This window comes from Epilithonimonas hungarica, from assembly GCF_900102265.1.
GTDB classification, from domain to species: Bacteria; Bacteroidota; Bacteroidia; order Flavobacteriales; family Weeksellaceae; genus Epilithonimonas; species Epilithonimonas hungarica.
Genome location: NZ_FNBH01000001.1, coordinates 427,477 through 450,735 on the forward strand (window position 1 = coordinate 427,477; position 23,259 = coordinate 450,735).

Genomic DNA, 23,259 nt, shown 5'->3' on the forward strand with positions numbered 1-23,259 from the left:
AATGGCATTAACAAAAGTTGAAAAACGAATCAGAATCAAAAGAAGAGTAAGAGGGAAGATTTCAGGATCTGCATCATTACCAAGATTATCTGTATTCAAAAGCAATAAAGAGATCTACGCTCAATTGGTAGATGACAAAGAAGGAAAAACATTAGTAGCTGCTTCTTCTAGAGAGAAAGGAGTAGACGCCAAAGGAACGAAAACAGAAGTATCTGCAGCTGTAGGTAAGGCTATTGCAGCTAAAGCTAAGGCAGCAGGTATCGAGAATGTTGTATTTGATAGAAATGGTTTCGTATACCACGGTAGGGTGAAAGCTCTTGCTGACGGTGCTAGAGAAGCTGGTCTTAAATTCTAATTTTAAAAATCTAGAAAACATGGTAGATAGTAATATAGAAAGAGTTAAACCTGGAGGATTAGAATTAAAAGATCGTCTGGTTGCTGTTAACAGAGTAACTAAAGTAACCAAAGGTGGTAGAGCATTCGGATTTTCTGCAATTGTTGTTGTAGGTAACGAGGATGGGATTATCGGATATGGACTAGGTAAATCTAAAGAAGTAGCTTCTGCAATTGCTAAAGCAGTAGAAGATGCTAAGAAAAACTTGGTAAAAGTTCCAGTAATCAATCATACAATTCCTCACCAGACTTCTGCAAGATATGGTGGTGCTGATATCTTCTTGAGACCAGCTTCTCACGGTACAGGACTTATCGCCGGTGGTGCGGTAAGAGCGGTACTGGAATCTGCTGGTGTACATGATGTATTGTCAAAATCTAAAGGTTCTTCTAACCCGCACAATGTTGTGAAAGCTACTTTCAACGCATTGTTGGATATCAGAAGACCAGAAGAGATCGCAAGAATGAGAGGAGTTTCTCTAAGTAAAGTGTTTAACGGTTAATAAAATATAGTAATGGCAACAGTTAAAGTAAAATTAGTAAGAAGCGCTATTAATAGATCTAAGACCCAAAAAAGAACGCTTGAAGCTTTAGGATTTAAAAAACTTCACCAAGTTATCGAGCACGAAGCAACTCCTTCTATTTTAGGAATGATCGCTTCTGTAAGTCACTTATTAGAAGTTCAGAAATAAGACAATAGACATAGAGAAAAGAGATTATGTTCAGTAGTCTCTTATCTCTTATCTTTTAATCTATAATCTCAATACAACAATGAATTTAAATAATTTAAAACCATCAGCTGGCTCTACATTCAGTACAAAAAGAATTGGTAGAGGTCAGGGAAGCGGATACGGTGGTACTTCAACAAAAGGACATAAAGGTCAAAAAGCGAGAGCTGGTTATTCTCAGAAGATCGGTTTTGAGGGTGGACAGATGCCTTTGCAAAGAAGACTTCCAAAATTTGGTTTCAAAAATATTAATAGAAAAGAGTTTAGAGCAATCAATCTTGATACTATCCAAACTTTGATTGATACTAAAAACATTACTGGTGATATCACTAGAGATGTATTGGTAGAAAACGGTCTAGCTTCTAAAAACGAATTGGTAAAAATCCTTGGTAGAGGTGATTTGAAATCTGGTGTTTCTATCTCTGCTGATAAATTTACTAAATCTGCTGAAGAAGCGATCAACAAAGCAGGAGGTAAAGCAATTACTCTTTAATTAATAACTAATGAAAGAATTTATACAAACACTTAAAAACATTTGGAGTTTAAAAGAGCTTAGAGATAAGATTATCTTAACGCTTTCTTTGGTCCTTGTGTATAGATTCGCATCTTATGTTTCTCTTCCGGCTATTAATACAGCTGAAGTAGGAAACTTATTACAACATTACCAAAATCAAGGCGGGAACCAACAAGGGGCCGGCCTTTTGGGTTTATTGTCATCTTTTACAGGTGGGGCTTTCAGCCGTGCCTCTATTATGGCATTGGGAATCATGCCTTATATTTCGGCATCTATCATTGTACAGTTGATGGGAATGGCTATTCCTTATCTTCAAAAGTTACAGAAAGATGGTGAAAGTGGAAGAAATACATTGAACCAAATTACCAGATGGTTAACTATTGGGGTTTGTCTTGTACAGGCGCCTTCTTATTTGACATCTGTGACGCAATATTTCTTACCTTATTCACAGTTTGCATCAGCATATTACATCGATCCGGCATCTCTTATGTTCTGGTTGCCAAGTATCATTATTTTGGTAGCAGGGTCTGTATTTGCAATGTGGCTGGGAGAGAAGATTACGGACAAAGGTATTGGTAATGGTATTTCTATTTTGATCATGGTAGGTATCCTTGCAGATCTTCCTACTGCTTTTTATCAAGAAGTTCTTACGCAGAATGGTAAAGGTGGATTAGGAAGCATCATGATATTGGTAGAAATTGTATTCTGGTTGTTGGTAATTCTTTTAGCTATTATCTTATCGGTAGCAGTTAGAAAAATCCCAATTCAGTATGTAAGTAGAGCCCAAGCTAGAGGTGGTGTAAGCAGAAACTTGATGGAAGGCGCTAGACAGTGGATCCCATTGAAAGTGAATGCTGCAGGTGTAATGCCGATCATCTTTGCACAAGCATTGATGTTTGTTCCGGGATTACTTACGAAAGTTGACGAATCAAATACGTTTTTGGCAGGTTTCAAGAATGTTTTTAGCTGGCAATACAACGTATTGTTTGCATTATTGATTATAATTTTCTCATTTTTCTATACAGCAATTACCATTCCTGTAAATCAGATGGCTGATGATCTAAAGCGTAATGGTGGGCTAATTCCGAAGGTAAGACCCGGAAAAGAGACCGCTGATTATCTGGATGATATTTTATCAAAAATAACCTTGCCAGGTGCGATATTTTTGTCTATCTTTGCAGTCCTTCCGGCAATAGTGCACGGAGCGTTTGTTCAGACAGATAGATTTGCTCTCTTTTTTGGGGGTACATCGTTGTTAATCATGGTTGGGGTTATCTTGGATACCGTTCAACAGATCAATACATATCTGCTGAACCATCATTATGACGGGTTGATGCAATCTAAATTATCAAGATCATCAAACTATTAATAGGATAAATGGCTAAACAGAAACATATAGAACAAGACGGCGTGATCACGGAAGCACTTTCCAACGCGCAGTTCCGTGTAGAGCTAGAGAATGGGCATGTTTTAATTGCCCATATTTCTGGTAAAATGAGAATGCATTATATAAAACTCTTACCTGGAGACAAGGTAAGACTCGAACTCTCTCCTTATGACTTGACTAAAGGGAGAATAACTTTTAGATATTAAAATTAACAAAATGAAGGTTAGAGCATCTATCAAAAAAAGAAGTGCTGATTGCAAGATTGTACGCAGAAAAGGTGTGCTTTTCGTGATCAACAAGAAGAACCCTAAATTTAAACAAAGACAAGGTTAAGAACCAATTAAATTATGGCGAGAATTTCAGGTATTGATTTACCAAAGAACAAAAGAGGCGTTATCGGTCTTACTTACATCTACGGTGTTGGAAGAAGTACTGCTTCAGAAATTTTGAAAAACGCTGGAATCAGCGAAGACAAGAAAGTCAACGAATGGAATGACGATGAATTGGCTGCAATCAGAGGTTATATCTCAGACAACATAAAAGTTGAAGGAGAATTGCGTTCTGAAGTGCAATTGAACATCAAGCGATTGATGGACATAGGATGCCAACGAGGAATACGTCACAGACTAGGACTACCTTTAAGAGGCCAGAGAACGAAAAACAACTCTAGAACCCGTAAAGGAAAGAGAAAAACAGTTGCTAACAAGAAAAAAGCAAGTAAATAATCGTTAGGAATTATGGCAAAACAAACTAAAGTAGTTAAAAAAAGAAAAGTAAAAGTTGAGGCTATTGGTGAGGCGCATATTCAAGCTTCTTTCAATAACATCATCATTTCTTTAACAAATAAAGCAGGAGAGGTTATCTCTTGGGCTTCTGCCGGTAAAATGGGTTTCAGAGGTTCTAAAAAGAATACTCCATTCGCAGCTCAAATGGCTGCAGAAAACTGTTCTCAGGTTGCTTTCGAAGCTGGTCTTAGAAGAGTTAAGGTGTTTGTAAAAGGTCCAGGTGCTGGTAGAGAGTCTGCAATCAGAACTCTGCACAATTCTGGAATCGAAGTAAGCGAGATCGTTGACGTGACGCCTATGCCTCACAACGGTTGTAGACCACCTAAAAGAAGGAGAGTTTAATTTTTTAGAATTTACACATTATGGCAAGATATATTGGACCTAAAACAAAAATTGCTAGAAAATTTGGTCAGGCAATTTACGGAGACGATAAAAGCTTCGAGAAAAGAAAAAATCAACCACCAGGACAACACGGTCCTAACAAAAGAAGAGGTGCGAAGAAATCAGAATACGCTACTCAGCTGGCTGAAAAGCAAAAAGCTAAGTATACTTATGGTATCCTAGAAAGACAATTCGCTAATCTTTTTGATAAAGCTCATAGAAGCAAAGGTGTAACAGGGGAAGTTCTATTGCAACTTTGTGAATCAAGATTGGATAACGTTGTTTACAGATTAGGTTTTGCTAAAACAAGAGCTGCTGCTAGACAATTGGTTTCTCACAGACACATCACTGTGAACGGGGAACTGGTTAACATCCCTTCTTATTTGCTAAAAGCTGGTGATGAGATCGCAGTAAGAGAGAAGTCAAAATCTCTTGAAGTGATTTCTGATGCATTGGCTTATAAAGCAAATTATGAGTGGTTACAATTCAATGACGAGAAAAAGACTGGTACTTTCACAAGTGCACCTGAGAGAATTCAGATTCCTGAAGATATCAAAGAACAGTTGATCGTCGAATTATACTCTAAATAATAATTTTTTCAAATTTTTGCTCAACCAGACTATGGCAATTTTAACATTTATAAAACCCGATAAAGTAATCCTATTAAACTCAACTGATTTTAAAGGACAATTCGAATTCAGACCTTTGGAACCAGGTTTCGGGCTTACTATCGGTAATGCATTGAGAAGAGTTTTATTATCTTCTCTGGAAGGATATGCTATTTCATCTATCAAAATAGAAGGCGTAGAGCACGAATTTTCAACTATACCAGGTGTTATCGAAGATGTTACGGAGATCATTCTTAATCTTAAACAACTTCGTCTGAAAGCTAAAACCGAAAATCCGGGTAACGAGCAGGTTACTGCAAAGATCTCCGGAAAGGAGGTTGTTACTGCTGGAGATCTAGGAGATTCAATCGTTAATTTTGAAGTTCTTAATCCGGAATTGGCGATTGCTACTTTGGCAAACGATGTCACTTTTGAGATCACTTTCAATATTGAAAAAGGAAGGGGATATGTTCCGTCTGATCAGAACAAATCAAACAATGCTCCTGTGGGAACTATTGCTATCGATTCTATCTTCACACCGATCAAGAAAGTACAGTATAGTATAGAGAATTATCGTGTAGAGCAAAAAACAGACTACGAAAAATTGGTATTGGATATCGAAACTGATGGATCGATTACACCTCAGAATGCTTTAACAGAAGCTTCCAAGATCTTGATCTATCACTTCATGTTGTTCTCTGATGAGAGAATCACATTAGAAACAGAGGCTGTAAAAGCTTCTATCCAATATGATGAAGAAACACTTCACACAAGACAACTTCTTAAGTCAAAATTAGCAGATATGGATTTTTCTGTAAGAGCCCTTAACTGTCTGAAAGCGGCTGAAGTAGAAACTCTTGGAGAGCTTGTTTCTTTCAGTAAGTCTGATTTGATGAAATTCAGAAATTTTGGTAAAAAATCTTTAACAGAACTTGAAGAATTGGTTCACTCAAAAGGACTAAATTTCGGGTTTGATGTTGCAAAATATAAGTTAGACGCTGATAAATAATCCTTAAAATGAGACACGGTAAAAAAATAAATCACTTAGGCAGAACGGCTCCGCATAGAAAAGCAATGCTTTCTAACATGGCTTGTTCACTAATTGAGCATAAAAGAATCAACACTACTGTTGCTAAAGCGAAAGCTTTAAGAGTTTACGTGGAACCAATCCTTACTAAAGCTAAAGAAGATACAACTCACAATAGAAGAACAGTTTTCTCTTACCTACAAAGTAAAGAAGCTGTTACTGAATTGTTCAGAACTGTAGCTCCTAAAATTGCTGAAAGAAACGGTGGTTACACAAGAATCATCAAAACTGGCTTCAGAGCTGGTGATGCTGCTGATATGGCAATGATCGAGTTGGTAGATTTCAATGATATCTACGCTCCAAACGCTGAAGAGAAGAAAACAACCAGAAGAAGCAGAAGATCTACAACTGCTAAAAAGGAGACTGCTCCTGTTGTTGAAGCTGCTGAAGCTAAAGTGGGGGAAACTCCTGCTGCAGAAACTGCTACAGAAGAAAAAACTGAGGAATAAGATTCCTGAGTTTTTGAAATATAAAAAACCATCTCGATCGAGATGGTTTTTTTGCTACATGGTATATTCAGATTTTATGGTCATGTTTCAAAGTTAGTGATGGAAATGATTTTTAATAATAAGTTGTTGAAAATCAGACAAGATAATGATTAATTGAATTTAAAAACGTGGGTAGATTAATCTATCCACGTTTATTTTTGAAGAAAATAGATATCGCAAATGATTGGGAATCATAATAGGTGTATCAGAGTTAGTGACAGTGTATCAATAAAACCATTAATTTTGCGTTTCAGATTTTATTAAAATACCTATGATTTCATTTAGAAAGATTACCTCGATATATTTTTTACTGGTTGGTCTTATCTCTTTTTCCCAAACAAAGGATCCGGTCTATACCTTACCAAAAATCAAATCCAGTATCACACTTCCTGTTTCGCTGCCGATCTCGGAGATCAATAATTTGATCAACCAATCTGTAAAAGGTGTTTTGTATGAAGACCAATCTTATACCGATAATAATAACGATCAGTTCAAGGTAAAAGTAGAGAAACAGGGAAATATTGCGATAAAAGCGTTGACAGGAAATAGATTGATGATCTCTGTGCCTCTGAAGATCTGGGCCGAAAAAGGCTACGGAACTTTGGGATATTATATGTATAAGGACACGAATTTTAATCTGATAATGAATTTCATCACCAATATTTCTGCAATGCCAGATTGGAAGTTGGATACAAAAACGACAACAGCAGGATTTGTCTGGACACAAAAACCGGTGCTGGATTATGGCAAAGTGAAGATTCCGATCGCCTCTTTTATAGAATCTACCTTGAAAGAACAACAATCCAAATTCACAACAATTATTGATAACCAGATCAAATCTAAATTCAATTTACAGCCATATCTGGTGATGGCCTGGAATCAGTTCTCGAAGCCCATCAATGTTTCTGAGGAGTATAATACCTGGCTAAAGATCTCGCCTCAAAGTACATTCATGTCACCGTTGCAGGTTTTCCAGGATAAGATCAAGACTACAATTGGGATTGATTTGTATTCTGAAACTTATGTAGGACAAATCCCTTTGGCAACAAAAGATGCTGTTTCGGTCCCGAATTTTACTTTAAATCCAAATCTCCAGAACGTTTTCAATCTGCAAACTACGGCTAACATAAGCTTTGATGAGGCTACGAGAATCGCTAGACAGCAATTTCAGGATAAAGAATTTGCGATGAGTGGTGAAAATAAAAAGGTGAAGGTCACAGATCTATCTGTCTATCAGGAAAAAGAAAATATCGTGATAGAAGCACACACAACAGGTGAAGTGAATGGAACAGCTTTTATAAAAGGAAAACCATTTTACAGTGCAGAAGAACATAAGATAAAGCTAAACGTTACAGATTTTAATCTTAAAACTAAAAATTTCTTTCAAAAAGCTTTGACCGTCCTATTCGAAGGAAAGATCCGAGGAATGATAGAGAAAGATTACGGGATCCCACTTTTGGATATCGAGAGTTCTTCCAGGAAAAGTATGATGGAAAACTTCAATAAGGAATATGTGAAAGGTATCAGATTGCAAGGTAATGTCATTGATTTGAAACCGACGCAATTCCTATTATCAGAAAAATATATCACGATCATTATTGATACAAAGGCACAACTTCAGATGAATGTCTCGGGACTTAGTTTTTAATTATTTCTTACTTTTCTTTAGATTTTATTGAGCAAAATGCATAGAATAATAGCTATATTTGCTTTCAATTAAATTTAAAAATGAAGAAAACTCTATTCCTGGCCGTTGCGTTAGCGTCTACTTTTGGTTTTGCCCAAGAATCAAAAGAGTTAGCTAACCTTAAAAAACGAACTAATGCCAATGTTACGATAAGTAAAAGTACTTCCAATCCTAATTTCATACTTTTTGGAAATTCTAATGCACTACAATTAAAATCTACTGGAGCTAAAGCAAAAGTTGCTGAATTCTTGGCAGAGAATTTCAAGGCTTTTGATCTGAAATCGGTAAATGATCTGGTATTCGTAGAAGAAAGTACAGACAATTATGGACTGAAGAATGTAATTTATATACAGCAACATCAAGGTGTTCCTGTTTACGATGGTGTTTTGAAGTTCCATTTCAACGGAAAGGAAGAATTGACATCCATCAACGGGAATACTATCTCTAATATAAAGGTAAATTCTACGCCGGATATTTCTGAAACAGAAGCGGCAGCTATTGCGAAAGGTCTTGTTTCAAAACAGAATCTTACAAGCAGTAATGTTCCCTTGGAGATTGGAAAAAATAATCTTCTGATTTTCCCCAAGAATTTGGTTCAAGGAGGTGCTGTTGCGCCGTATTTGGCCTATGAAGTGGAAGTTACCAATAAAAATGATGTTAGAGAATTTCTTTTTATCAATGCCCATACAGGAGAGTTGGTGGAACAATTCACGGGGATACATCCTATTGACAGAAGAGTGTATGAAACCAATACCAATGCTTCCAACCTGAAATGGAAAGAAGGGGATGCTTTTCCTGGAACACTTACAACCTGGCAACAACATGAAGCCGTAACGTCTGAGCACGTTTATAATTTCTTCAAAAATGCGTTCGGATATATTTCCTATGATGCGGCAGATCATACAATGATCACCGTAAATAATGATCCGACTATCTCTTGCCCTAATGCAAGATGGAATGGCACATATGCTGGATATTGTGACGGGACGGCAACAGATGATGTTATTGCACACGAGTGGGGACATGCTTATACCGAATATACAAGTGGATTGATCTATCAATACCAATCGGGGGCGCTCAACGAATCTTATTCCGATGTTTGGGGAGAAACGATCGACTTGATCAATAATTATATGGATGAAGGCGAGAATCTTGGTGTAAGAACGACCGCTTCCTGCTCAGGTTCGCTCCGTTGGAAAATGGGTGAGGATGCTACTGCTTTTGGAGGGGCCATCCGGGATATGTGGAATCCAAACTGTAATGGCCAGCCTGCAAAAGTGCTGGATGCGAACTATTACTACTGTGGAACCGCTGATAGTGGAGGAGTACATACTAATTCTGGGGCAACGAATCATTTATATGCGTTGCTTGTAGATGGTGGAACCTACAATGGTTATACAATTGCAGGGATGGGCTTTGTTAAAGCTGCCCATCTTTGGTGGAGAGCACAGAAAAACTATTTGACGGCAACCAGCGATTTTAACAATTTTGCCGATGCTCTGGAAGCGGCTGCCAATGATCTTATAGGAATCAATCTTCAGGGATTATCTACAACTACAAACCCGGCAGGTTTAACGGGACAAGCCTTTACGACTGCTGATGTACAAAATGTTAAAAACGGTATTCTATCAGTACAATTAAAATCATCTCCGGCGACACAATGTAATTATACACCTTTGCTCGCACAAAATGCACCAACTCTTTGCTCAAATGCAACTTCCAATCCATTGTTCAAAGAAGATTGGGAAAATGGCTTAGGAAACTGGACCGTGTCTAATGTTCCTACAAAGCCTACTACTTGGGAGGCTAGAGATTGGACGATCAAAGATAACTTGCCCAAATCAAGAGCAGGTAAAGCTGTTTTTGCGGTAGATCCTATCAATGGCGATTGTGCAAGCAATCTTCAAAACGGAATCCTGCGTCTGGAAAGCCCAACGATTACAATTCCAACTTTTTCAGGAGGAAAATATGAAATGGCTTTCAATCATTATGTGGCAACAGAATCGACTTGGGATGGAGGTAATATCAAATATAGTTTAAATGGTGGTCCCTGGACACTATTACCTGTAACAGCATTTAGTTATAATGGTTATAACAGCACTTTGGATGGAACTAGTCAGAATGATAATCCATTAAAAGGGCAACGTGCGTTCACGGGAACTGATGGCGGTTCTCTTGGCGGAAGTTGGGGGCAAAGTGTCATCGATCTTTCTAAGATCAATGTAGTTTCTGGCTCTAATATCAAATTCAGATTCGAATTTGGAACAGATGGATGTAATGGTATCGAAGGCTGGTATCTGGATGATATCTATGTTTACAACTGCAGTACGTTGGCGGTTGAGGATGTTCAGAAACAAAATGGAATTACCGTATTCCCAAATCCGACCTCAGGATTCGTATCGATTCAGAATAAGAATAACTCCAACCTGAAAAATGTGGAAGTTTATAATGTTGCAGGACAACTGATCCAAAGATTCAATGTAAGTAATGCCAAAAATGCTTCACTGGATATGAGTCAATTGGTCAATGGAACTTATATCTTGAAAGTTAATTCTGAAACAGAAAGCAATTCTGTAAAAGTGATCAAGAAATAATTGGTTACTAAATAATTATAACAACAAAAATGCTTCTGGATTTTCAGAAGCATTTTTTTATTTTAATAAAAGATATTTAAAACTTCAAAGCTGTTTCCAATGATAGTTCCATCATGGTTCTGAGTGCTTGCTCTCTTTGGTCGGCAGAGATAAACTCGTGGGTTGGAATGATGTCCGAAACCGTCAAAATAGTGGCTGCATTTTTACCAAGATGTTGTGCATTGGCAAATAAGGCAAAGGCTTCCATTTCTACCGCTGGACAATTGTATCTTACGGCAATTTCCGGAACGGCAGGGTCTTTTCTGTAAAAGATGTCGCTGGAATGGATGTTGGTCGGTTTTGCATCCAGGCCCAATTCTTTTGCCGTTTCATTGATTCTGTCAAAAGCAGTTCCCTGACTAGAGATGATATCTTCCTCTATTCCCCACGCAAATTTTGCATAAGTACTTTCGCTCGCTGCATTTTCTACATTCAGGATGTCGAATAATTTCAGATCTGTAGAATAAGCACCACAAGTTCCGATTCTTATGATCGTATCAACTTCATATTCCGTAAACAATTCGTAAGAATAGATCCCGATACTAGGGAATCCCATTCCGCTTGCACCAACTGTGATCTCTTTTCCTTTATACTTTCCTGTATAATAGAAAATATTTCTGGTTTGGCTAACCAATGTAACATCGGTTAAAAAATTATCGGCAATATATTTGGCTCTCAATGGGTCGCCCGGCATCAAAACCGTTTTTGCAATTTCTCCTTTTTTTGCGCTTATGTGAACACTCATATGGATTAAAAATTTTAGAGCGTGAAGATAAAATTTATATTTCGATTAGAGAATTCTTTCTAAAATAAAAAACCAACTGATTATCAGTTGGTGATTCAATATAGAAGATAGAAACTTCATCATCCGGTTTTACTTAATCAAGAGGTTTTCTTCCGGATATGATATTGAATAATACTACAATCACAGCAATTACCAATAACACGTGAACCAAGTAACCAGTACTCATTCCCGGAACTATTCCTAACATTCCCAATAGCCATACTACAATACAAATGACTGCGACTAACCATAATAGATTTCTCATAACTAATAAATTTTGTGGTTTAATAATTATGATATTGCATATTTTGTGCCTTTATTATTTTAACAATAATAAATCGATATTATTAAAATGAATTCTATTTGTATCTATCAACAATTCCAGAGAGATAAGTTTTATATTTTTCACTTACTGGGATTCTCTCATCACCGATCATGAGACTGTTTTTTCCAACACTTTGGAGATGCTGAAGCGAAATGATATGCGAATTATGAACTCTGATAAAATTCTCAAAATTGATTTTCTCCATAATGGATTTCATGGTTTGATGAACGATGAGTTTTCTCGTGTTGGTGTAGATCACAATGTAATCTTTCAGTGCATTGATTCTGATGATTTCGTTCAGGTTAAGTTTGACATCCTCATTATTTGAACGAACAAAAATAAATGTATTTTTCATCACGCTCTCCGTTTCCTGAAGGATCTTGACATTATTATAAAGGTCAAAACTTTTGTAAGCAGCTTTCAGGAACCGTTCAAACGAAAAGGGTTTTAACAGATAGTCGATCACATCCATCTCAAAACCTTGAATGGCACAATTATCATAAGCTGTTGTGATGATCACATTCGGAAGTTTGTTGTAACTTTTCAGGAATTCGATACCGGAGATGTTCGGAAGATTAATGTCCAGAAAGATCAGATCAACCGTATTATTTTTCAAAACCTGAATCGTTTCCTGAATGTCGTAACAATTCGCTACAAGATTCAGAAAAGGGATTCTTGAGATATATTCTTCGATTACGTGATGCGCCAGTTCCTCATCATCTACAATTATGCAATTCATTGGGAGTCTAATGTGAGTTTTAAATTAATTTCGTATTCAGAGCCATTATCATTGATATCGAGCTGATATTTTTCCGGATAAAGAAGATCCAGTTTCATCTTCGTATTCTTGATCCCAAGCTTATTGTTGTCGGTTTTTTCACTTGGTTTTTTCTCATAAAAATTCTTGATATTAAAATCCAGAATATCATCTTTTAACAGAACCTTGATATCTAATGGACCTTTACTAAAATCAGCATATTTGAAAGCATTTTCAACAAAGGTCAAAAGAAGCAAAGGCTCGATCTTATAATGTCCGAAGTTTCCCAGAAACTGATAATTGATATTATTGAACTTATTGAACCTGATGGATTGTATCTCAATATACTTTTTGATATTGATGATCTCATCATTCAGATTATTTTTCTGCCCGTTTTTATCATTGAGGACGTATCTCATGATGTCTGATAAAATCAAAATAACTCTCGGCGTGTCATTGGACTGAGTAATTGATAAGGAATAGATACTGTTGAGCGCATTGAAAAAGAAATGCGGATTGATCTGTTCACGCAAGATCTTCAGTTCGCTGGATTGTCTTTCAAATTCCAAAGCTTTTATCATTTTCTGATTTTCCATCCATTTGTCAACAAAGAAAATCAACGTGCTGAAGACAATCGAGAATAATCCGATCTTAAAGAAGATATCGTGAAAATCCGGACCATTTCGGAATCTCATCATCCGGTCAGGTCTTGGAAAATCTTTAGGAGGAAATGGTAGACGGCCTTGAGGATGCTGTGGAAAATGAGGCATGAAGAATATCATCAATCCAACGTAGACCACAATGAATGAAATCACAATAATGGATATCTTTCTTGGATTTTGTTTGATGAGATAAGGCAAAAATATTTTGTAATTGAGATAGAAAAATAGGATGGAGAACAAAAATATCTTCATGTTCATCATCAACGCCAATTGTCCAAAAACGGAATAATCCATTATCAATTTAAAAGCAATGAGAACCAGCCAGATGATCCAATGATAGACGTAGATGGTTTTGATGCTTTTCAAAAATGTGTTCATAACAGGTGAATCTTTTTTAACGTGCAAAATTCCCCCGATAATTTATCGAAGGAATTTTGGCTTATTGAAATTTTGGAATCTCGTATTCTATCTTCATGGAGTCCAGTTCATGTACCGAGATTCGGGGAAAGGATACTTTTCCTATTTTTTCTATTACAAGATTGGCGGTTCTCCGGGCCTGCAAACTATCCTTAAACGGCTGCTCTCCCTGTACTGCCGGAATGAATGGCTGATCGATAAAAGCTTTTTTATTCTTTATGATCTGATAACCAAAACCATTTTCTTGTTGAGTTATTTTAACGTCTAATTCATTATTCTTTTTTTCACAGGAGATTAGAAGAATGCCTACTGATAAGAATGATCTCCAGAATGTTTTAATCATCTTCATTCTCAGTTTCTGTAGGGTGGAAAACCCAAATATCATCAAAGTAGGAAGATCCGCTGTTCCCCGTCAAAACATAACCATAATTTCCGAATGAGAACGCACAGGCACTTTCTCTGGCAGAACCTTCGAAAGCTGTTCTTTCTGTCCAATCGTCTGTAGAAGGATTGTATTCCCAGGTTGAGTTGGTAACACCGCTTACGGATCCTGTAGAGACATAGCCAAGTCCACCAGCTGCAAAAGCTGCTGTAGAGGCACGGTTCTGTACATCATCGTCATCGCTTGTATTCGCTTTTTTTGACCAGGCCTCTGTTTCCGGATTGAATGCCCAGAAATCAGAAACAAGACTCCCGTTATTGGTCCCAAACCCGACATAGGCTGTTCCGTTGATAACGAAAGCCGCACCGTCTCTTCTTTTGGAACCTCCCAAGCTTACGATGTTGCTCCAGCTGGATGTAGCTTCGTCATATTTGTAGAAATCCTTCAGTTCGCTTCCGTCATATCCTGTTCCTACGTAACCTTTGTTTCCGATCCCAAAAGCCAAAGCGGCATATCGTCCTGTTCCCGGCAGGTCATCTATCTTGGTCCAGGAATTGGCAGATGCATCATATTTATAGAAATCTTTCAGTTTGTTGACGTTATCATATCCGGTTCCCACATAACCGTAAGAATCTGTTGCGAAACCAACGGCAGAACTTCTTTTTACACCTGGGAAATCTGCTTTTTGTGTCCAGGAGTTAGCATTCGGGTCATAGCTCCAAAGATCGTTGTAATAATCTTCTCCATCATAACCTCCAGTTAGATATCCTATTCCATTCAATACAAAAGCAGAAGTATTAGAGCGTGGTTTACCGTCTAGATCAGAAACTCTTACCCAATTTCCTACCAACTCGTCATCGTCATCATCATTTCGACAGCTTGATACTAAAAAAATCCCCGCCATAGCAAGAACTAAAACCGAAAGTTTATTGCTCATTCTTATTTTTTGATGCAAATCAACTTTATTCCCCCGTACTTTGAAAATTTTTTAGACAAACAAGCTTTTTTTGTCGCTAAACCGTATTGTTTTTTCGATAGATTATGTATCGGCTATGAAAAGTATGATTATCTAAGAATAGAATTGATCTGTCGAAAACTAAAGCTGAAAGGGAGAAATTATTTTAGCCCTATATTATAGTCAGTGTATGTTTACAAAAAAAATAATGTACAAATATCTTTTGTTGTGTGTTTCTGTTCTCTTTTTATGCTCCTGCGAGAGAGAAAGCAACACTTATGAAGTAGGGAATTCGTGGATGTCTGCACAGTCCAAAGTTGTAATGGTCGACACGCTTACACTGAAGATGTCAACCATAATGAAGGATTCTGTAGTAACGTCCGGAAAAAGCGCAATGTTGGTGGGAAATATAAAAGATAATACATTTGGTAGGGTAACTTCGTCTTCTCTCTTTGAGCTGACACCGGAGAGTTATAATCTTGCAACTACAAGTAATGTGGTTTTTGACTCCATTGTAATGTATCTTACCAATATCGATTCTTATTATGGAGATACTCTTAGGACTTTCAAAATGGATGTCCATCCGATGGAAAGCAGGATAAAACTGGATAATGGATATCTTTATAATAAGAGCAAATTCAATTATTCATCCAGTTCGATAGGAACAGCCGAGTTTCTTCCAAGGCCAAATACGGATAGTAGTTTCGTAAGAATCCGTCTTGACCAGAGTTATGGTCAGGGTCTTTTCGATCTTTTGAAAAGTAAGGATGCTAATAACCAAGAATATTTTCTTAATTTCTATAAAGGTTTAGCACTAGTTCCTTCTTCTGATAACAATGCAATGCTGCGTTTTGGGGTCAGTTCGTCTTATGAAGTTCAAATCAGCAATACGACCAAAGAAAAAGTCTCCAATATTGTGAGGATGTATTATCACACAACTTCCCAAAACGGGACCGAAGATGTGAAATATACACTTGACATCAATCCGAGTACAACTTATCAATATAACAAGATCGATAGTGATTTTACAGGCTCGGAATTGGCTAATCTAACACCATCAACACCAATTGAATCTAAAAACCTGGGAAATAAAACTTATTTGATGTCAGGTATTGGTGTTTATACGAAAGTGGAAATCCCTTATCTGAAAACGCTGAAGAATCTTTATGATAATTATAAAATCATCAGTGCAAATCTAACTCTGAGTCCGGTAGCGGGGTATTATTCCAAAAATTTTTATAATCCAACTCCCCTTTATTATTATTTGGGAGACAAAAAAAATACAGTCATTTCGCCTTTTTATAATTCAGACGGCACGACTGAGGTCACCATCGCTTTGTTGGATGAAAGTGAGTTCCAGAGTGATCACGCTTATACCGTCGATATGTTGAGCTATGTCAATAATATTCTTTCGGAAACCTCAAATTCCAATTATAATATTTTGATCTATCCATCTTCTTACCTGGATGTTCTGGCGGGGAAAGCAATAGTCGGCGATTCTAAAAATAGTACCAATCCAGCCAAGCTTAAACTTTATATTCTAGGTTATTAATTTTAGAAATTTATGTATCACAAAATTAAAATAATGATATTTTTTGCTGGAATATTTATGCAGAAAATACACGCTCAGGATTCCTCGCCTTATTCTTATTTCGGGATTGGAACGTTCAATAATGTTGATAACGCAAGGAATATTTCTTTGGGAAATACTGGTATAGCTTTAGAATCTCCAGATTACATCAATTCTAAAAATCCGGCATCTCTTACCTCGATCGGGATACAGAATGTCATCTTCGACGTCGGAGGGTTTCTAAAGAGCAATAGTATTTCCAGTAATCAGGGGGCAGACAAAAGGATCAACGGTAATTTTACCAATCTGGGATTGGCTATGAGAATTTCAAATAAGTTCTTCTTGAGTGCTAATGTACAACCTACAACTTCCACGGATTATCAATTTGACTCCAAAATACCTATAGAAGGGACATCCAGCAATTATCCCATTACTTATGAAGGAAGTGGTGGAATCTCTAATCTGGGTGTCGGTCTAGGCTATAGGATTAATAATAATTGGAGTGTTGGAGGAAAGATAAAAAATAATTTCGGGACTATTATCAGAAAGGAAATCATAACCACAACAACTGAACTTGAGATAAGCAGAAATATAAGGTATACCGGATTTAGTTATGGATTAGGAACACAGTATAATAAGTATTTTCAAAAAGAAAGACTGCAGTTGACCTTAGGAGCCATTGTTAATTTCAAGAGTAATCTGAATGCCAAAGGGGAAACCATCTACACAGAAGACAGAGATTATAATAATAGTCTCACGACCAAACTTTCCTCAAAAGACTCCACGCTTCCGTTGGAAGTTGGGTTAGGGGTGAGCGTTTTAAAGAATGACAGATATCGTTTCAGCTTTGATTATACACAAAGTGATTGGAACGAGGTCAAAAATACTGTGACAACGGAGAAATATTATAGACAGCGTGTTTATGGGCTAGGTTTTGAGCTTCTTCCGGAAAGAAAGACCAGTCAGATATTTTCCGAGAACCTGGTCTACCGTTTCGGACTCAATTATGATACAGGCTATTACAAGGTCAATAACCGAAATATCAATAAGATGGAAGCTACAGTAGGAGTTGGAATACCCATGAACAAGATCAATCTGAATGTTGGCTACGGCTATGGCAAAAGAGGTCTTTTAAATAATTCGGCTATAAAGGAAAATTATCATATGCTGAATATCAGCGTGGATTTCCTGGACAAATGGTTCGCAAAACGATATCTGAATTAAAAATAAAAAAGGAACTCATTAAAAGTTCCTTTTTTTTTGTGGAGTTGGAGGGATTCGAACCCTCGTCCAAACAAGCAATACGCAAGCCTTCTACATGCTTATTCTGCTATTGATTTTCGAGCTCAGGCAGAGAGCAAACACCCAACCTAAACCTTAGCTTCTGAAATTTTCGAGTTTTGGTCAAAGCACCCAAAACCTTATTCCTGCATTCCTATATCCCAGAATCAAACGCCGCAGAACAGAGCATTTGTGAGACATCTTGCTTCCTTACTATCTTCGGGAAACGCTTGAATCTACTAAACTTCGATTATTAAGCTGCAAGAGCGAACTCTTCGTTGCCAGTTAAAATGTTGTAGCAAGGGATTTAAGAGATCGCGCTACGGTTCTCTGCATGCTTACTTACCCATTGGTCTTGCTGTCGAAACCAGTCAACCCCTTTTTTTAGATAAGACTACAAATTTACAAATAAAACAGCCAACTAACAACTATTTACCAAAAAACCAAATTTGGGCGTGCCCCTCGCAGCCGCTTGCCATCCTGAGCCTGTCGAAGGGCAACAGCTCGGGTCGGGCTGTCCATTGCAATCTTTTTGTCTTGTCATGCTGAGGTTCTCGAGCGCGTTTCGGCAAAGACAAAAAGGATTTCCACTACCATCCCTCACGCGCTTCGCAAAAAACAAACTTTGTCAACAATTAGAAATTTTCCCTTCAAAACAAATTAGCTCAAAAATAAAATCAGCATAATCCGCCAAATCAGCGAGTAATAAAAAAATCACTGAACAAAACACCCTTGCAAAGCTTAAATAATCTCGATAATGATATTAAAACTGCAACAAGCAAAATCATTCTCAAAATAATTTTAACAAAACCAAAACTTCCAAATTCTAAAAAATTCACAAAACCGGTTAAAGTCGGTTAAACTATCTCTCAAAAAACATTTTCATCACAATACAGAAACCGATTAGAACTAATTTTGTACAAACTTGATTCCGTGAAAATTAAATTATTATTTCTGCTCATCACACTCATCTCGATAAAGACCTTCTCCCAGTCAGATTATATTCTCGGGAACATTACCAACGAAAGTGGGGATAAACTGCCAGGCGCAAGTGTTTACAATCTGCGAACCGACCAAGTTGTAGTTTCTGATAAGATGGGAAACTTTGCCATCCCGGCAAAACCTTCCGATGAATTGAGAATTGTAAGACAAGGTTATGAACGGAAATTGATTTCGCTAACGTCAGATAATTTCTCAAAAAGCCTTGAGGTAAAACTAACGACCATTCCACAAGAAATAGAAGAAGTCAAGCTGAGTTTCAAACCAACCGGAATCTTGAAAAAAGACGTCACAAGACTTAATCCGCCGCCGAAAGTTGTAGCGCTCAATAGCTCGATGAGCCTTTATATGAAGACGCCGCTTAATCAGGTGGAAGCGAAAACAACAACGCCTTCTGCTTTCAAGCAGCCTGATTTTGCAGCAGGACAACTGAATCTGCTGAAATTGGCAGGAGCGATCAGCGGTTTGGTTGGAAAAGCTACATCATCTCCGAAAACCACTGCTGACTACGCAGAAACCCAGGAATTCTACAAGCGCGTAAAATCCGTCATCGATTTAGGTTATTACACCAAATATGGCTTAGATGAGTACGACTTCGATATTTTTCTGGCTTACGCAGACCAGGCCCACGACCTCGCAAAGAACTACCGAAAGAACTTTAACAAAGCTGCTATAGAATTCAAGCTCAAAGAAGCCTTCGTCGAATATATCAAGACCCACAATTTCTCCAAGAAACAGGCAGAAGGTTAAAAATTTCAACCATTTTTCACCCGTTGCGGATAAAACCAATCTTGAGCTTTTGTTTTGTTTAGCTGATTTGATTCTTTGTAACTGGTTTTTATGCTGAGTGTTTAAATTGAATAATGCCAATTAATAGCTTTGCATAAAGGTAAATTCTCCTAAAATCCCTATTCATAGAGCTTTTAACATAATGTGGAAAACTTTTACAGATGATTGTCAGTTTTTTGCCTTTTTTCCACCTTTTGCCCTTTCATTTTTAGACATCAATCTCTACTTTTGTGTTACCGCTTTGGAGAAAAAATGTAATTCCGTTACGCACTAAATAATAACAGATTACGCTTTTTTTCTCTTTACAAAATAAATTTAATAATTGATAAAAACTGCTTATAATGGGAATTTTTGATAAGAGAGTAAGCTATAAACCCTTTGAATATCCGGAAGTTCTACAATTCGTAGAAGCCATCAACAAATCCTTTTGGGTACATTCTGAAGTGGATTTCACGGCAGATGTTCAGGATTTTCATTCTCAGTTGGAACCTCACGAAAAAAATGCAGTTAAGAACGCATTATTGGCCATCGCACAGATCGAAGTGAATGTAAAAACATTCTGGGGCAATCTTTATCAACATCTTCCAAAGCCAGAATTGAATGGTTTGGGCGCCACTTTCGCAGAGTGCGAATTCCGTCATTCCGAAGCTTATTCCAGATTGTTGGAAGTTTTGGGATATAATGATGAGTTCTTGGAAGTTGTTAAGATCCCGGCGGTAAAAAACAGAATAGAGTATCTTGGAAAAGCGCTTCAACATGCTAATTCCAATGATCCAAAAGCCTATATGTCAGCTTTGTTGCTGTTCAGTATTTTGGTGGAGAACGTTTCACTTTTCAGTCAGTTTGCGATTATTTTGTCGTTCACGAGATTCAAAGGTTATATGAAAAACGTTTCCAACATCATCGCTTGGACTTCTGTTGATGAGCAGATCCACGCGAATGGAGGAATCTATTTGATCAATAAGATCCGTGAAGAACAACCAGACTTATTGAATGATGCTGATATCGAAGCAATTTATGACTTGGTGGATGAATCAATTGAAATGGAAGGTCACATTTTAGATTGGATTTTCGAGCAAGGCGAATTGGACAAATTCTCGAAAAAGAACCTTCTTGATTTTATGAAATACAGAGTAGATGACTCTTTGAAGAAAATCGGGATGAAGACAAGATACAACGTAACGCCGGAAGATTACAAACCGATGATTTGGTTCGAGGAGGAAGTTTTTGCCAACTCTATGGATGATTTCTTTGCGAAACGTCCGGTAGATTATACAAAACACGACAAGTCGATTACAGCGAACGATTTGTTTTAAAAAAGTAATCAAATTCCCCTTCCCTGAAGGGGTGGCAAAAATTCAGAGGATTTTTGACGGGGTAGTTTACAAGAAGATATATTGTTATTCCAAGTAATAACAAATGAAATTATAAAGTGAATATCACTTTAAGAAAAAAGAAAATTTTAAGAAATAGTTTACAGATTCTTGGAGTTTTCTTTTTTATGTAGTAGAGCCAAATATAAGTCTGAGTCGCTTTGGTATTATTTAAATATTAGCCAACAACTAAATTTAAATCAATATGAACTCAGACATTATTTCAGAAATTGAACAAATTCAGTCAGCGGATTTCCATTTAGGAGAATACATTTATATGGGAATGGGTTTGACGAAAGGACATAGGGTATGTATGTCCGTAGCCTACAAAATTGATTATTGCATCAAAAAAGCAAAGCAGTTTGAAGAGGTGAACGAGGAAGTGACCTTCACACATATCAACAAAGTGAAAGTAGGAGAATTGGAAAGGAGCAAGAAGATACTCTTGAACTAATTCCGTAAATTGAAAAAGAAAATTAGCAAGCAAAATAATAAAGTTATGATGGACGAAAATATAGATATCTGGTGGCTCAATGAAGAGTCTGAGCAAATGCTTAACAGGGGTTACCTTTTGAAAGGGGAAACTGTGGAAGGTGCAATCGACAGGATTACAACTGCAGCAGCAAAACGTCTTTACAAACCGGAATTACAACCGGCTTTCAAAGAGATGATCGTAAAAGGTTGGATCAGTTTTTCTTCTCCGGTTTGGGCCAATATGGGAACACAGCGTGGTTTGCCGATATCTTGTTTCAACGTTCATATTCCGGATAATATCGAAGGAATTACCCACAAATTGGGTGAGGTCATTATGCAGACGAAGATCGGAGGTGGAACTTCTGGATATTTCGGAGAGCTGAGAAACAGAGGAACAGCGGTTACCGATAACGGAAAATCTTCCGGAGCAGTTTCTTTTATGAAATTGTACGATACGGCGATGGATGTGGTTTCTCAGGGTGGTGTGAGAAGAGGGGCTTTCGCGGCTTACCTTGATATCGACCACGGAGATATTGAAGAGTTCTTGAGCATCAAAGATATCGGAAGTCCAATCCAAAACTTGTTTACGGGAGTTTGCGTTCCGGATTACTGGATGCAGGATATGATTGATGGTGATGTTGAAAAGAGAAAAATCTGGGCAAGAGTTTTGGAAAGCCGTCAGCAAAAAGGCCTTCCTTATATTTTCTTTACAGATAATGTGAACAGAAACAAACCTCAGGTTTATAAAGATGCGGGATTGATGGTGAACGCAAGTAATCTTTGTTCAGAGATTATGTTGCCTTCAACGGCTAATGAATCTTTTATCTGTTGTCTGTCTTCTATGAACCTTGAACTTTATGATGAGTGGAAAGATACAAACGCTGTGAAATTGGCAATCTATTTCCTAGACGCAGTTTTATCAGAATTCATTGAAAAAACAGAAGGGAATTATTACCTGACCTCAGCAAGAAACTTTGCAATGCGTCACAGAGCTTTAGGCTTAGGCGTTTTAGGATACCATTCTTACCTTCAGAAAAATATGATTCCTTTCGAAAGTTTTGAAGCAACTCAGTTCAATGCAAGAGCTTTCCGTCACATCAAAGAACAGTCTGAGATTGCTTCCAAAGAGCTGGCGAACATCTACGGAGAACCGGATATGCTGAAAGGCTATGGGCTAAGAAATACAACAACAATGGCCATTGCGCCAACCACTTCAAGTTCTGCAATTTTGGGACAGACTTCTCCTGGAATCGAGCCTTTCGCTTCCAACTATTACAAAGCAGGTTTGGCAAAAGGAAACTTTATGCGTAAGAACAAATATCTTGCAAAATTGTTAGACGAAAAAGGTCTTGACAACGAAGAAACCTGGAGAACAATTATGTTGAATCACGGTTCTGTGCAACACCTGGAAGGTTTGACTGCTGAAGAGAAAGCGGTATTTAAAACGTTCAGGGAGATTTCTCCAATGGAGATTGTTTCTCAGGCTGCTCAAAGACAACAATACATTGACCAGGCACAATCTCTTAACTTGCAGATTCCTTCTACAATGCCAGTTAAAGATGTTAATTACGTAATGATAGAAGCTTGGAAAAAAGGCGTGAAAACTTTGTATTACCAAAGAAGTTCTTCGGTTTCCAAAGAATTGATGGTCAACTTCGTGACTTGTTCTGCTTGTGAAGCTTAAATAAATTAATAATTAATAATTAATAATTGAAACCATCTTGTAAAACGAGATGGTTTTTTTATAATAACAATCAATAAGGGAATTTTAAAAATCATTTGTTTTGTTTTTTCCTATTGTGT

Annotated in this window: 26 protein-coding genes and 1 other RNA gene; 20 read left to right on the forward strand and 7 right to left on the reverse strand. The window is 37.3% G+C overall.

What is annotated here, in order from left to right:
• Position 1 precedes the first annotated feature (1 nt).
• From rplR to BLT30_RS02060, 14 genes are all read left to right on the forward strand, one after another.
• Positions 2-355, forward strand: a complete 354-nt coding sequence (gene rplR, locus BLT30_RS01995; protein WP_027383305.1) for a 50S ribosomal protein L18 — start codon at positions 2-4, stop codon at positions 353-355.
• Positions 356-374: 19 nt separating this feature from the next.
• Complete coding sequence (gene rpsE / locus BLT30_RS02000) at positions 375-893, forward strand: 30S ribosomal protein S5 (protein ID WP_027383304.1); 519 nt, start codon at positions 375-377, stop codon at positions 891-893.
• Positions 894-905: 12 nt separating this feature from the next.
• Positions 906-1,082, forward strand: coding sequence for a 50S ribosomal protein L30 (rpmD, locus tag BLT30_RS02005; RefSeq protein ID WP_089870969.1), 177 nt, complete (start codon positions 906-908; stop codon positions 1,080-1,082).
• Between the two features lie 79 nt (positions 1,083-1,161).
• Positions 1,162-1,611, forward strand: coding sequence for a 50S ribosomal protein L15 (gene rplO / locus BLT30_RS02010; RefSeq protein WP_074236361.1), 450 nt, complete (start codon positions 1,162-1,164; stop codon positions 1,609-1,611).
• Between the two features lie 10 nt (positions 1,612-1,621).
• Positions 1,622-3,001, forward strand: coding sequence for a preprotein translocase subunit SecY (gene secY, locus BLT30_RS02015; protein WP_089870971.1), 1,380 nt, complete (start codon positions 1,622-1,624; stop codon positions 2,999-3,001).
• An 8-nt stretch (positions 3,002-3,009) separates the two neighbouring features.
• Positions 3,010-3,225 (forward strand): translation initiation factor IF-1, encoded by a 216-nt coding sequence (infA, locus tag BLT30_RS02020; RefSeq protein ID WP_027383300.1) that lies wholly within the window; start codon positions 3,010-3,012, stop codon positions 3,223-3,225.
• A gap of 10 nt (positions 3,226-3,235) precedes the next feature.
• Positions 3,236-3,352 (forward strand): 50S ribosomal protein L36, encoded by a 117-nt coding sequence (gene rpmJ / locus BLT30_RS02025; protein ID WP_007839480.1) that lies wholly within the window; start codon positions 3,236-3,238, stop codon positions 3,350-3,352.
• Positions 3,353-3,366: 14 nt separating this feature from the next.
• Positions 3,367-3,744: a 30S ribosomal protein S13 gene (rpsM, locus tag BLT30_RS02030; protein ID WP_089870973.1), complete on the forward strand. Its 378-nt coding sequence runs from the start codon at positions 3,367-3,369 to the stop codon at positions 3,742-3,744.
• Between the two features lie 12 nt (positions 3,745-3,756).
• On the forward strand, positions 3,757-4,146 hold the full coding sequence (gene rpsK / locus BLT30_RS02035) for a 30S ribosomal protein S11 (RefSeq protein ID WP_027383298.1): 390 nt from the start codon (positions 3,757-3,759) through the stop codon (positions 4,144-4,146).
• Between the two features lie 20 nt (positions 4,147-4,166).
• Positions 4,167-4,775 (forward strand): 30S ribosomal protein S4, encoded by a 609-nt coding sequence (gene rpsD / locus BLT30_RS02040; RefSeq protein ID WP_027383297.1) that lies wholly within the window; start codon positions 4,167-4,169, stop codon positions 4,773-4,775.
• 31 nt (positions 4,776-4,806) lie between these two features.
• A complete protein-coding gene (locus tag BLT30_RS02045) occupies positions 4,807-5,802 on the forward strand; it encodes a DNA-directed RNA polymerase subunit alpha (RefSeq protein WP_089870975.1) in 996 nt (331 codons plus the stop codon).
• An 8-nt stretch (positions 5,803-5,810) separates the two neighbouring features.
• Positions 5,811-6,329, forward strand: coding sequence for a 50S ribosomal protein L17 (rplQ, locus tag BLT30_RS02050; protein ID WP_089870977.1), 519 nt, complete (start codon positions 5,811-5,813; stop codon positions 6,327-6,329).
• Between the two features lie 310 nt (positions 6,330-6,639).
• Positions 6,640-8,016, forward strand: a complete 1,377-nt coding sequence (locus tag BLT30_RS02055) for a DUF4403 family protein (RefSeq protein ID WP_089870979.1) — start codon at positions 6,640-6,642, stop codon at positions 8,014-8,016.
• Positions 8,017-8,096: 80 nt separating this feature from the next.
• Positions 8,097-10,649 carry a M4 family metallopeptidase gene (locus tag BLT30_RS02060; RefSeq protein ID WP_089870981.1) on the forward strand — a complete coding sequence of 851 codons (2,553 nt, stop codon included), beginning with the start codon at positions 8,097-8,099 and terminating at the stop codon, positions 10,647-10,649.
• 76 nt (positions 10,650-10,725) lie between these two features.
• On the opposite strand, the gene deoD is transcribed toward BLT30_RS02060, so the two are convergent.
• The 6 genes from deoD to BLT30_RS02085 all read right to left on the reverse strand — a co-directional run bounded on the left by deoD (position 10,726) and on the right by BLT30_RS02085 (position 14,952).
• The gene (gene deoD, locus BLT30_RS02065) at positions 10,726-11,433 is read right to left on the reverse strand and encodes a purine-nucleoside phosphorylase (protein ID WP_089870983.1); all 708 of its coding nucleotides are present in this window, start codon (positions 11,431-11,433) and stop codon (positions 10,726-10,728) included.
• A gap of 133 nt (positions 11,434-11,566) precedes the next feature.
• On the reverse strand, positions 11,567-11,737 hold the full coding sequence (locus BLT30_RS18055; protein WP_027383282.1) for a lmo0937 family membrane protein: 171 nt from the start codon (positions 11,735-11,737) through the stop codon (positions 11,567-11,569).
• Between the two features lie 94 nt (positions 11,738-11,831).
• Positions 11,832-12,536, reverse strand: a complete 705-nt coding sequence (locus tag BLT30_RS02070; protein ID WP_089870985.1) for a LytR/AlgR family response regulator transcription factor — start codon at positions 12,534-12,536, stop codon at positions 11,832-11,834.
• The gene (locus tag BLT30_RS02075; RefSeq protein WP_089870986.1) at positions 12,533-13,594 is read right to left on the reverse strand and encodes a sensor histidine kinase; all 1,062 of its coding nucleotides are present in this window, start codon (positions 13,592-13,594) and stop codon (positions 12,533-12,535) included. The genes BLT30_RS02070 and BLT30_RS02075 overlap by 4 nt, the downstream gene beginning before the upstream one ends.
• A 61-nt stretch (positions 13,595-13,655) precedes the next feature.
• Positions 13,656-13,982 carry a DUF4907 domain-containing protein gene (locus BLT30_RS02080; RefSeq protein ID WP_175487114.1) on the reverse strand — a complete coding sequence of 109 codons (327 nt, stop codon included), beginning with the start codon at positions 13,980-13,982 and terminating at the stop codon, positions 13,656-13,658.
• Positions 13,969-14,952 (reverse strand): Kelch repeat-containing protein, encoded by a 984-nt coding sequence (locus tag BLT30_RS02085; protein ID WP_089870990.1) that lies wholly within the window; start codon positions 14,950-14,952, stop codon positions 13,969-13,971. Before BLT30_RS02085 ends, BLT30_RS02080 begins: the two co-directional genes overlap by 14 nt.
• 226 nt (positions 14,953-15,178) lie before the next feature.
• On the opposite strand from BLT30_RS02085, the gene BLT30_RS02090 reads away from it, so the two are divergent.
• Positions 15,179-16,522, forward strand: a complete 1,344-nt coding sequence (locus BLT30_RS02090; RefSeq protein WP_175487115.1) for a DUF4270 family protein — start codon at positions 15,179-15,181, stop codon at positions 16,520-16,522.
• A gap of 57 nt (positions 16,523-16,579) precedes the next feature.
• Positions 16,580-17,764, forward strand: coding sequence for a BamG family beta-barrel-assembly machinery protein (locus BLT30_RS02095; RefSeq protein ID WP_089870993.1), 1,185 nt, complete (start codon positions 16,580-16,582; stop codon positions 17,762-17,764).
• Positions 17,765-17,800: 36 nt separating this feature from the next.
• Here BLT30_RS02095 and ssrA read toward each other — a convergent pair.
• Positions 17,801-18,200, reverse strand: a transfer-messenger RNA (tmRNA) gene (gene ssrA / locus BLT30_RS02100).
• A 554-nt stretch (positions 18,201-18,754) separates the two neighbouring features.
• Between ssrA and BLT30_RS02105 the strand changes: the two genes are divergently transcribed.
• The 4 genes from BLT30_RS02105 (at position 18,755) to BLT30_RS02120 (ending at position 23,140) form a co-directional block, all read left to right on the forward strand.
• Positions 18,755-19,570 (forward strand): carboxypeptidase-like regulatory domain-containing protein, encoded by an 816-nt coding sequence (locus BLT30_RS02105; RefSeq protein ID WP_175487116.1) that lies wholly within the window; start codon positions 18,755-18,757, stop codon positions 19,568-19,570.
• Between the two features lie 380 nt (positions 19,571-19,950).
• Positions 19,951-20,925 carry a ribonucleotide-diphosphate reductase subunit beta gene (locus BLT30_RS02110; protein WP_089870997.1) on the forward strand — a complete coding sequence of 325 codons (975 nt, stop codon included), beginning with the start codon at positions 19,951-19,953 and terminating at the stop codon, positions 20,923-20,925.
• 262 nt (positions 20,926-21,187) lie between these two features.
• Positions 21,188-21,436, forward strand: coding sequence for a hypothetical protein (locus BLT30_RS02115; RefSeq protein ID WP_245707093.1), 249 nt, complete (start codon positions 21,188-21,190; stop codon positions 21,434-21,436).
• Between the two features lie 9 nt (positions 21,437-21,445).
• Positions 21,446-23,140 carry a ribonucleoside-diphosphate reductase subunit alpha gene (locus tag BLT30_RS02120; RefSeq protein ID WP_262488078.1) on the forward strand — a complete coding sequence of 565 codons (1,695 nt, stop codon included), beginning with the start codon at positions 21,446-21,448 and terminating at the stop codon, positions 23,138-23,140.
• The last annotated feature ends 119 nt before the right edge of the window (positions 23,141-23,259 follow it).

Excerpts from the sequence above, each read along its gene's own strand:
- rplR (WP_027383305.1), top strand. The coding sequence starts at position 2 with ATGGCATTAACAAAAGTTGAAAAACGAATCAGAATCAAAAGAAGAGTA.
- rpsE (WP_027383304.1), top strand. The coding sequence starts at position 375 with ATGGTAGATAGTAATATAGAAAGAGTTAAACCTGGAGGATTAGAATTA.
- rpmD (WP_089870969.1), top strand. The coding sequence starts at position 906 with ATGGCAACAGTTAAAGTAAAATTAGTAAGAAGCGCTATTAATAGATCT.
- rplO (WP_074236361.1), top strand. The coding sequence starts at position 1,162 with ATGAATTTAAATAATTTAAAACCATCAGCTGGCTCTACATTCAGTACA.
- secY (WP_089870971.1), top strand. The coding sequence starts at position 1,622 with ATGAAAGAATTTATACAAACACTTAAAAACATTTGGAGTTTAAAAGAG.
- infA (WP_027383300.1), top strand. The coding sequence starts at position 3,010 with ATGGCTAAACAGAAACATATAGAACAAGACGGCGTGATCACGGAAGCA.
- rpmJ (WP_007839480.1), top strand. The coding sequence starts at position 3,236 with ATGAAGGTTAGAGCATCTATCAAAAAAAGAAGTGCTGATTGCAAGATT.
- rpsM (WP_089870973.1), top strand. The coding sequence starts at position 3,367 with ATGGCGAGAATTTCAGGTATTGATTTACCAAAGAACAAAAGAGGCGTT.
- rpsK (WP_027383298.1), top strand. The coding sequence starts at position 3,757 with ATGGCAAAACAAACTAAAGTAGTTAAAAAAAGAAAAGTAAAAGTTGAG.
- rpsD (WP_027383297.1), top strand. The coding sequence starts at position 4,167 with ATGGCAAGATATATTGGACCTAAAACAAAAATTGCTAGAAAATTTGGT.
- BLT30_RS02045 (WP_089870975.1), top strand. The coding sequence starts at position 4,807 with ATGGCAATTTTAACATTTATAAAACCCGATAAAGTAATCCTATTAAAC.
- rplQ (WP_089870977.1), top strand. The coding sequence starts at position 5,811 with ATGAGACACGGTAAAAAAATAAATCACTTAGGCAGAACGGCTCCGCAT.
- BLT30_RS02055 (WP_089870979.1), top strand. The coding sequence starts at position 6,640 with ATGATTTCATTTAGAAAGATTACCTCGATATATTTTTTACTGGTTGGT.
- BLT30_RS02060 (WP_089870981.1), top strand. The coding sequence starts at position 8,097 with ATGAAGAAAACTCTATTCCTGGCCGTTGCGTTAGCGTCTACTTTTGGT.
- deoD (WP_089870983.1), bottom strand. The coding sequence starts at position 11,433 with ATGAGTGTTCACATAAGCGCAAAAAAAGGAGAAATTGCAAAAACGGTT.
- BLT30_RS18055 (WP_027383282.1), bottom strand. The coding sequence starts at position 11,737 with ATGAGAAATCTATTATGGTTAGTCGCAGTCATTTGTATTGTAGTATGG.
- BLT30_RS02070 (WP_089870985.1), bottom strand. The coding sequence starts at position 12,536 with ATGAATTGCATAATTGTAGATGATGAGGAACTGGCGCATCACGTAATC.
- BLT30_RS02075 (WP_089870986.1), bottom strand. The coding sequence starts at position 13,594 with ATGAACACATTTTTGAAAAGCATCAAAACCATCTACGTCTATCATTGG.
- BLT30_RS02080 (WP_175487114.1), bottom strand. The coding sequence starts at position 13,982 with ATGAAGATGATTAAAACATTCTGGAGATCATTCTTATCAGTAGGCATT.
- BLT30_RS02085 (WP_089870990.1), bottom strand. The coding sequence starts at position 14,952 with ATGAGCAATAAACTTTCGGTTTTAGTTCTTGCTATGGCGGGGATTTTT.
- BLT30_RS02090 (WP_175487115.1), top strand. The coding sequence starts at position 15,179 with ATGTACAAATATCTTTTGTTGTGTGTTTCTGTTCTCTTTTTATGCTCC.
- BLT30_RS02095 (WP_089870993.1), top strand. The coding sequence starts at position 16,580 with ATGCAGAAAATACACGCTCAGGATTCCTCGCCTTATTCTTATTTCGGG.
- BLT30_RS02110 (WP_089870997.1), top strand. The coding sequence starts at position 19,951 with ATGGGAATTTTTGATAAGAGAGTAAGCTATAAACCCTTTGAATATCCG.
- BLT30_RS02115 (WP_245707093.1), top strand. The coding sequence starts at position 21,188 with ATGAACTCAGACATTATTTCAGAAATTGAACAAATTCAGTCAGCGGAT.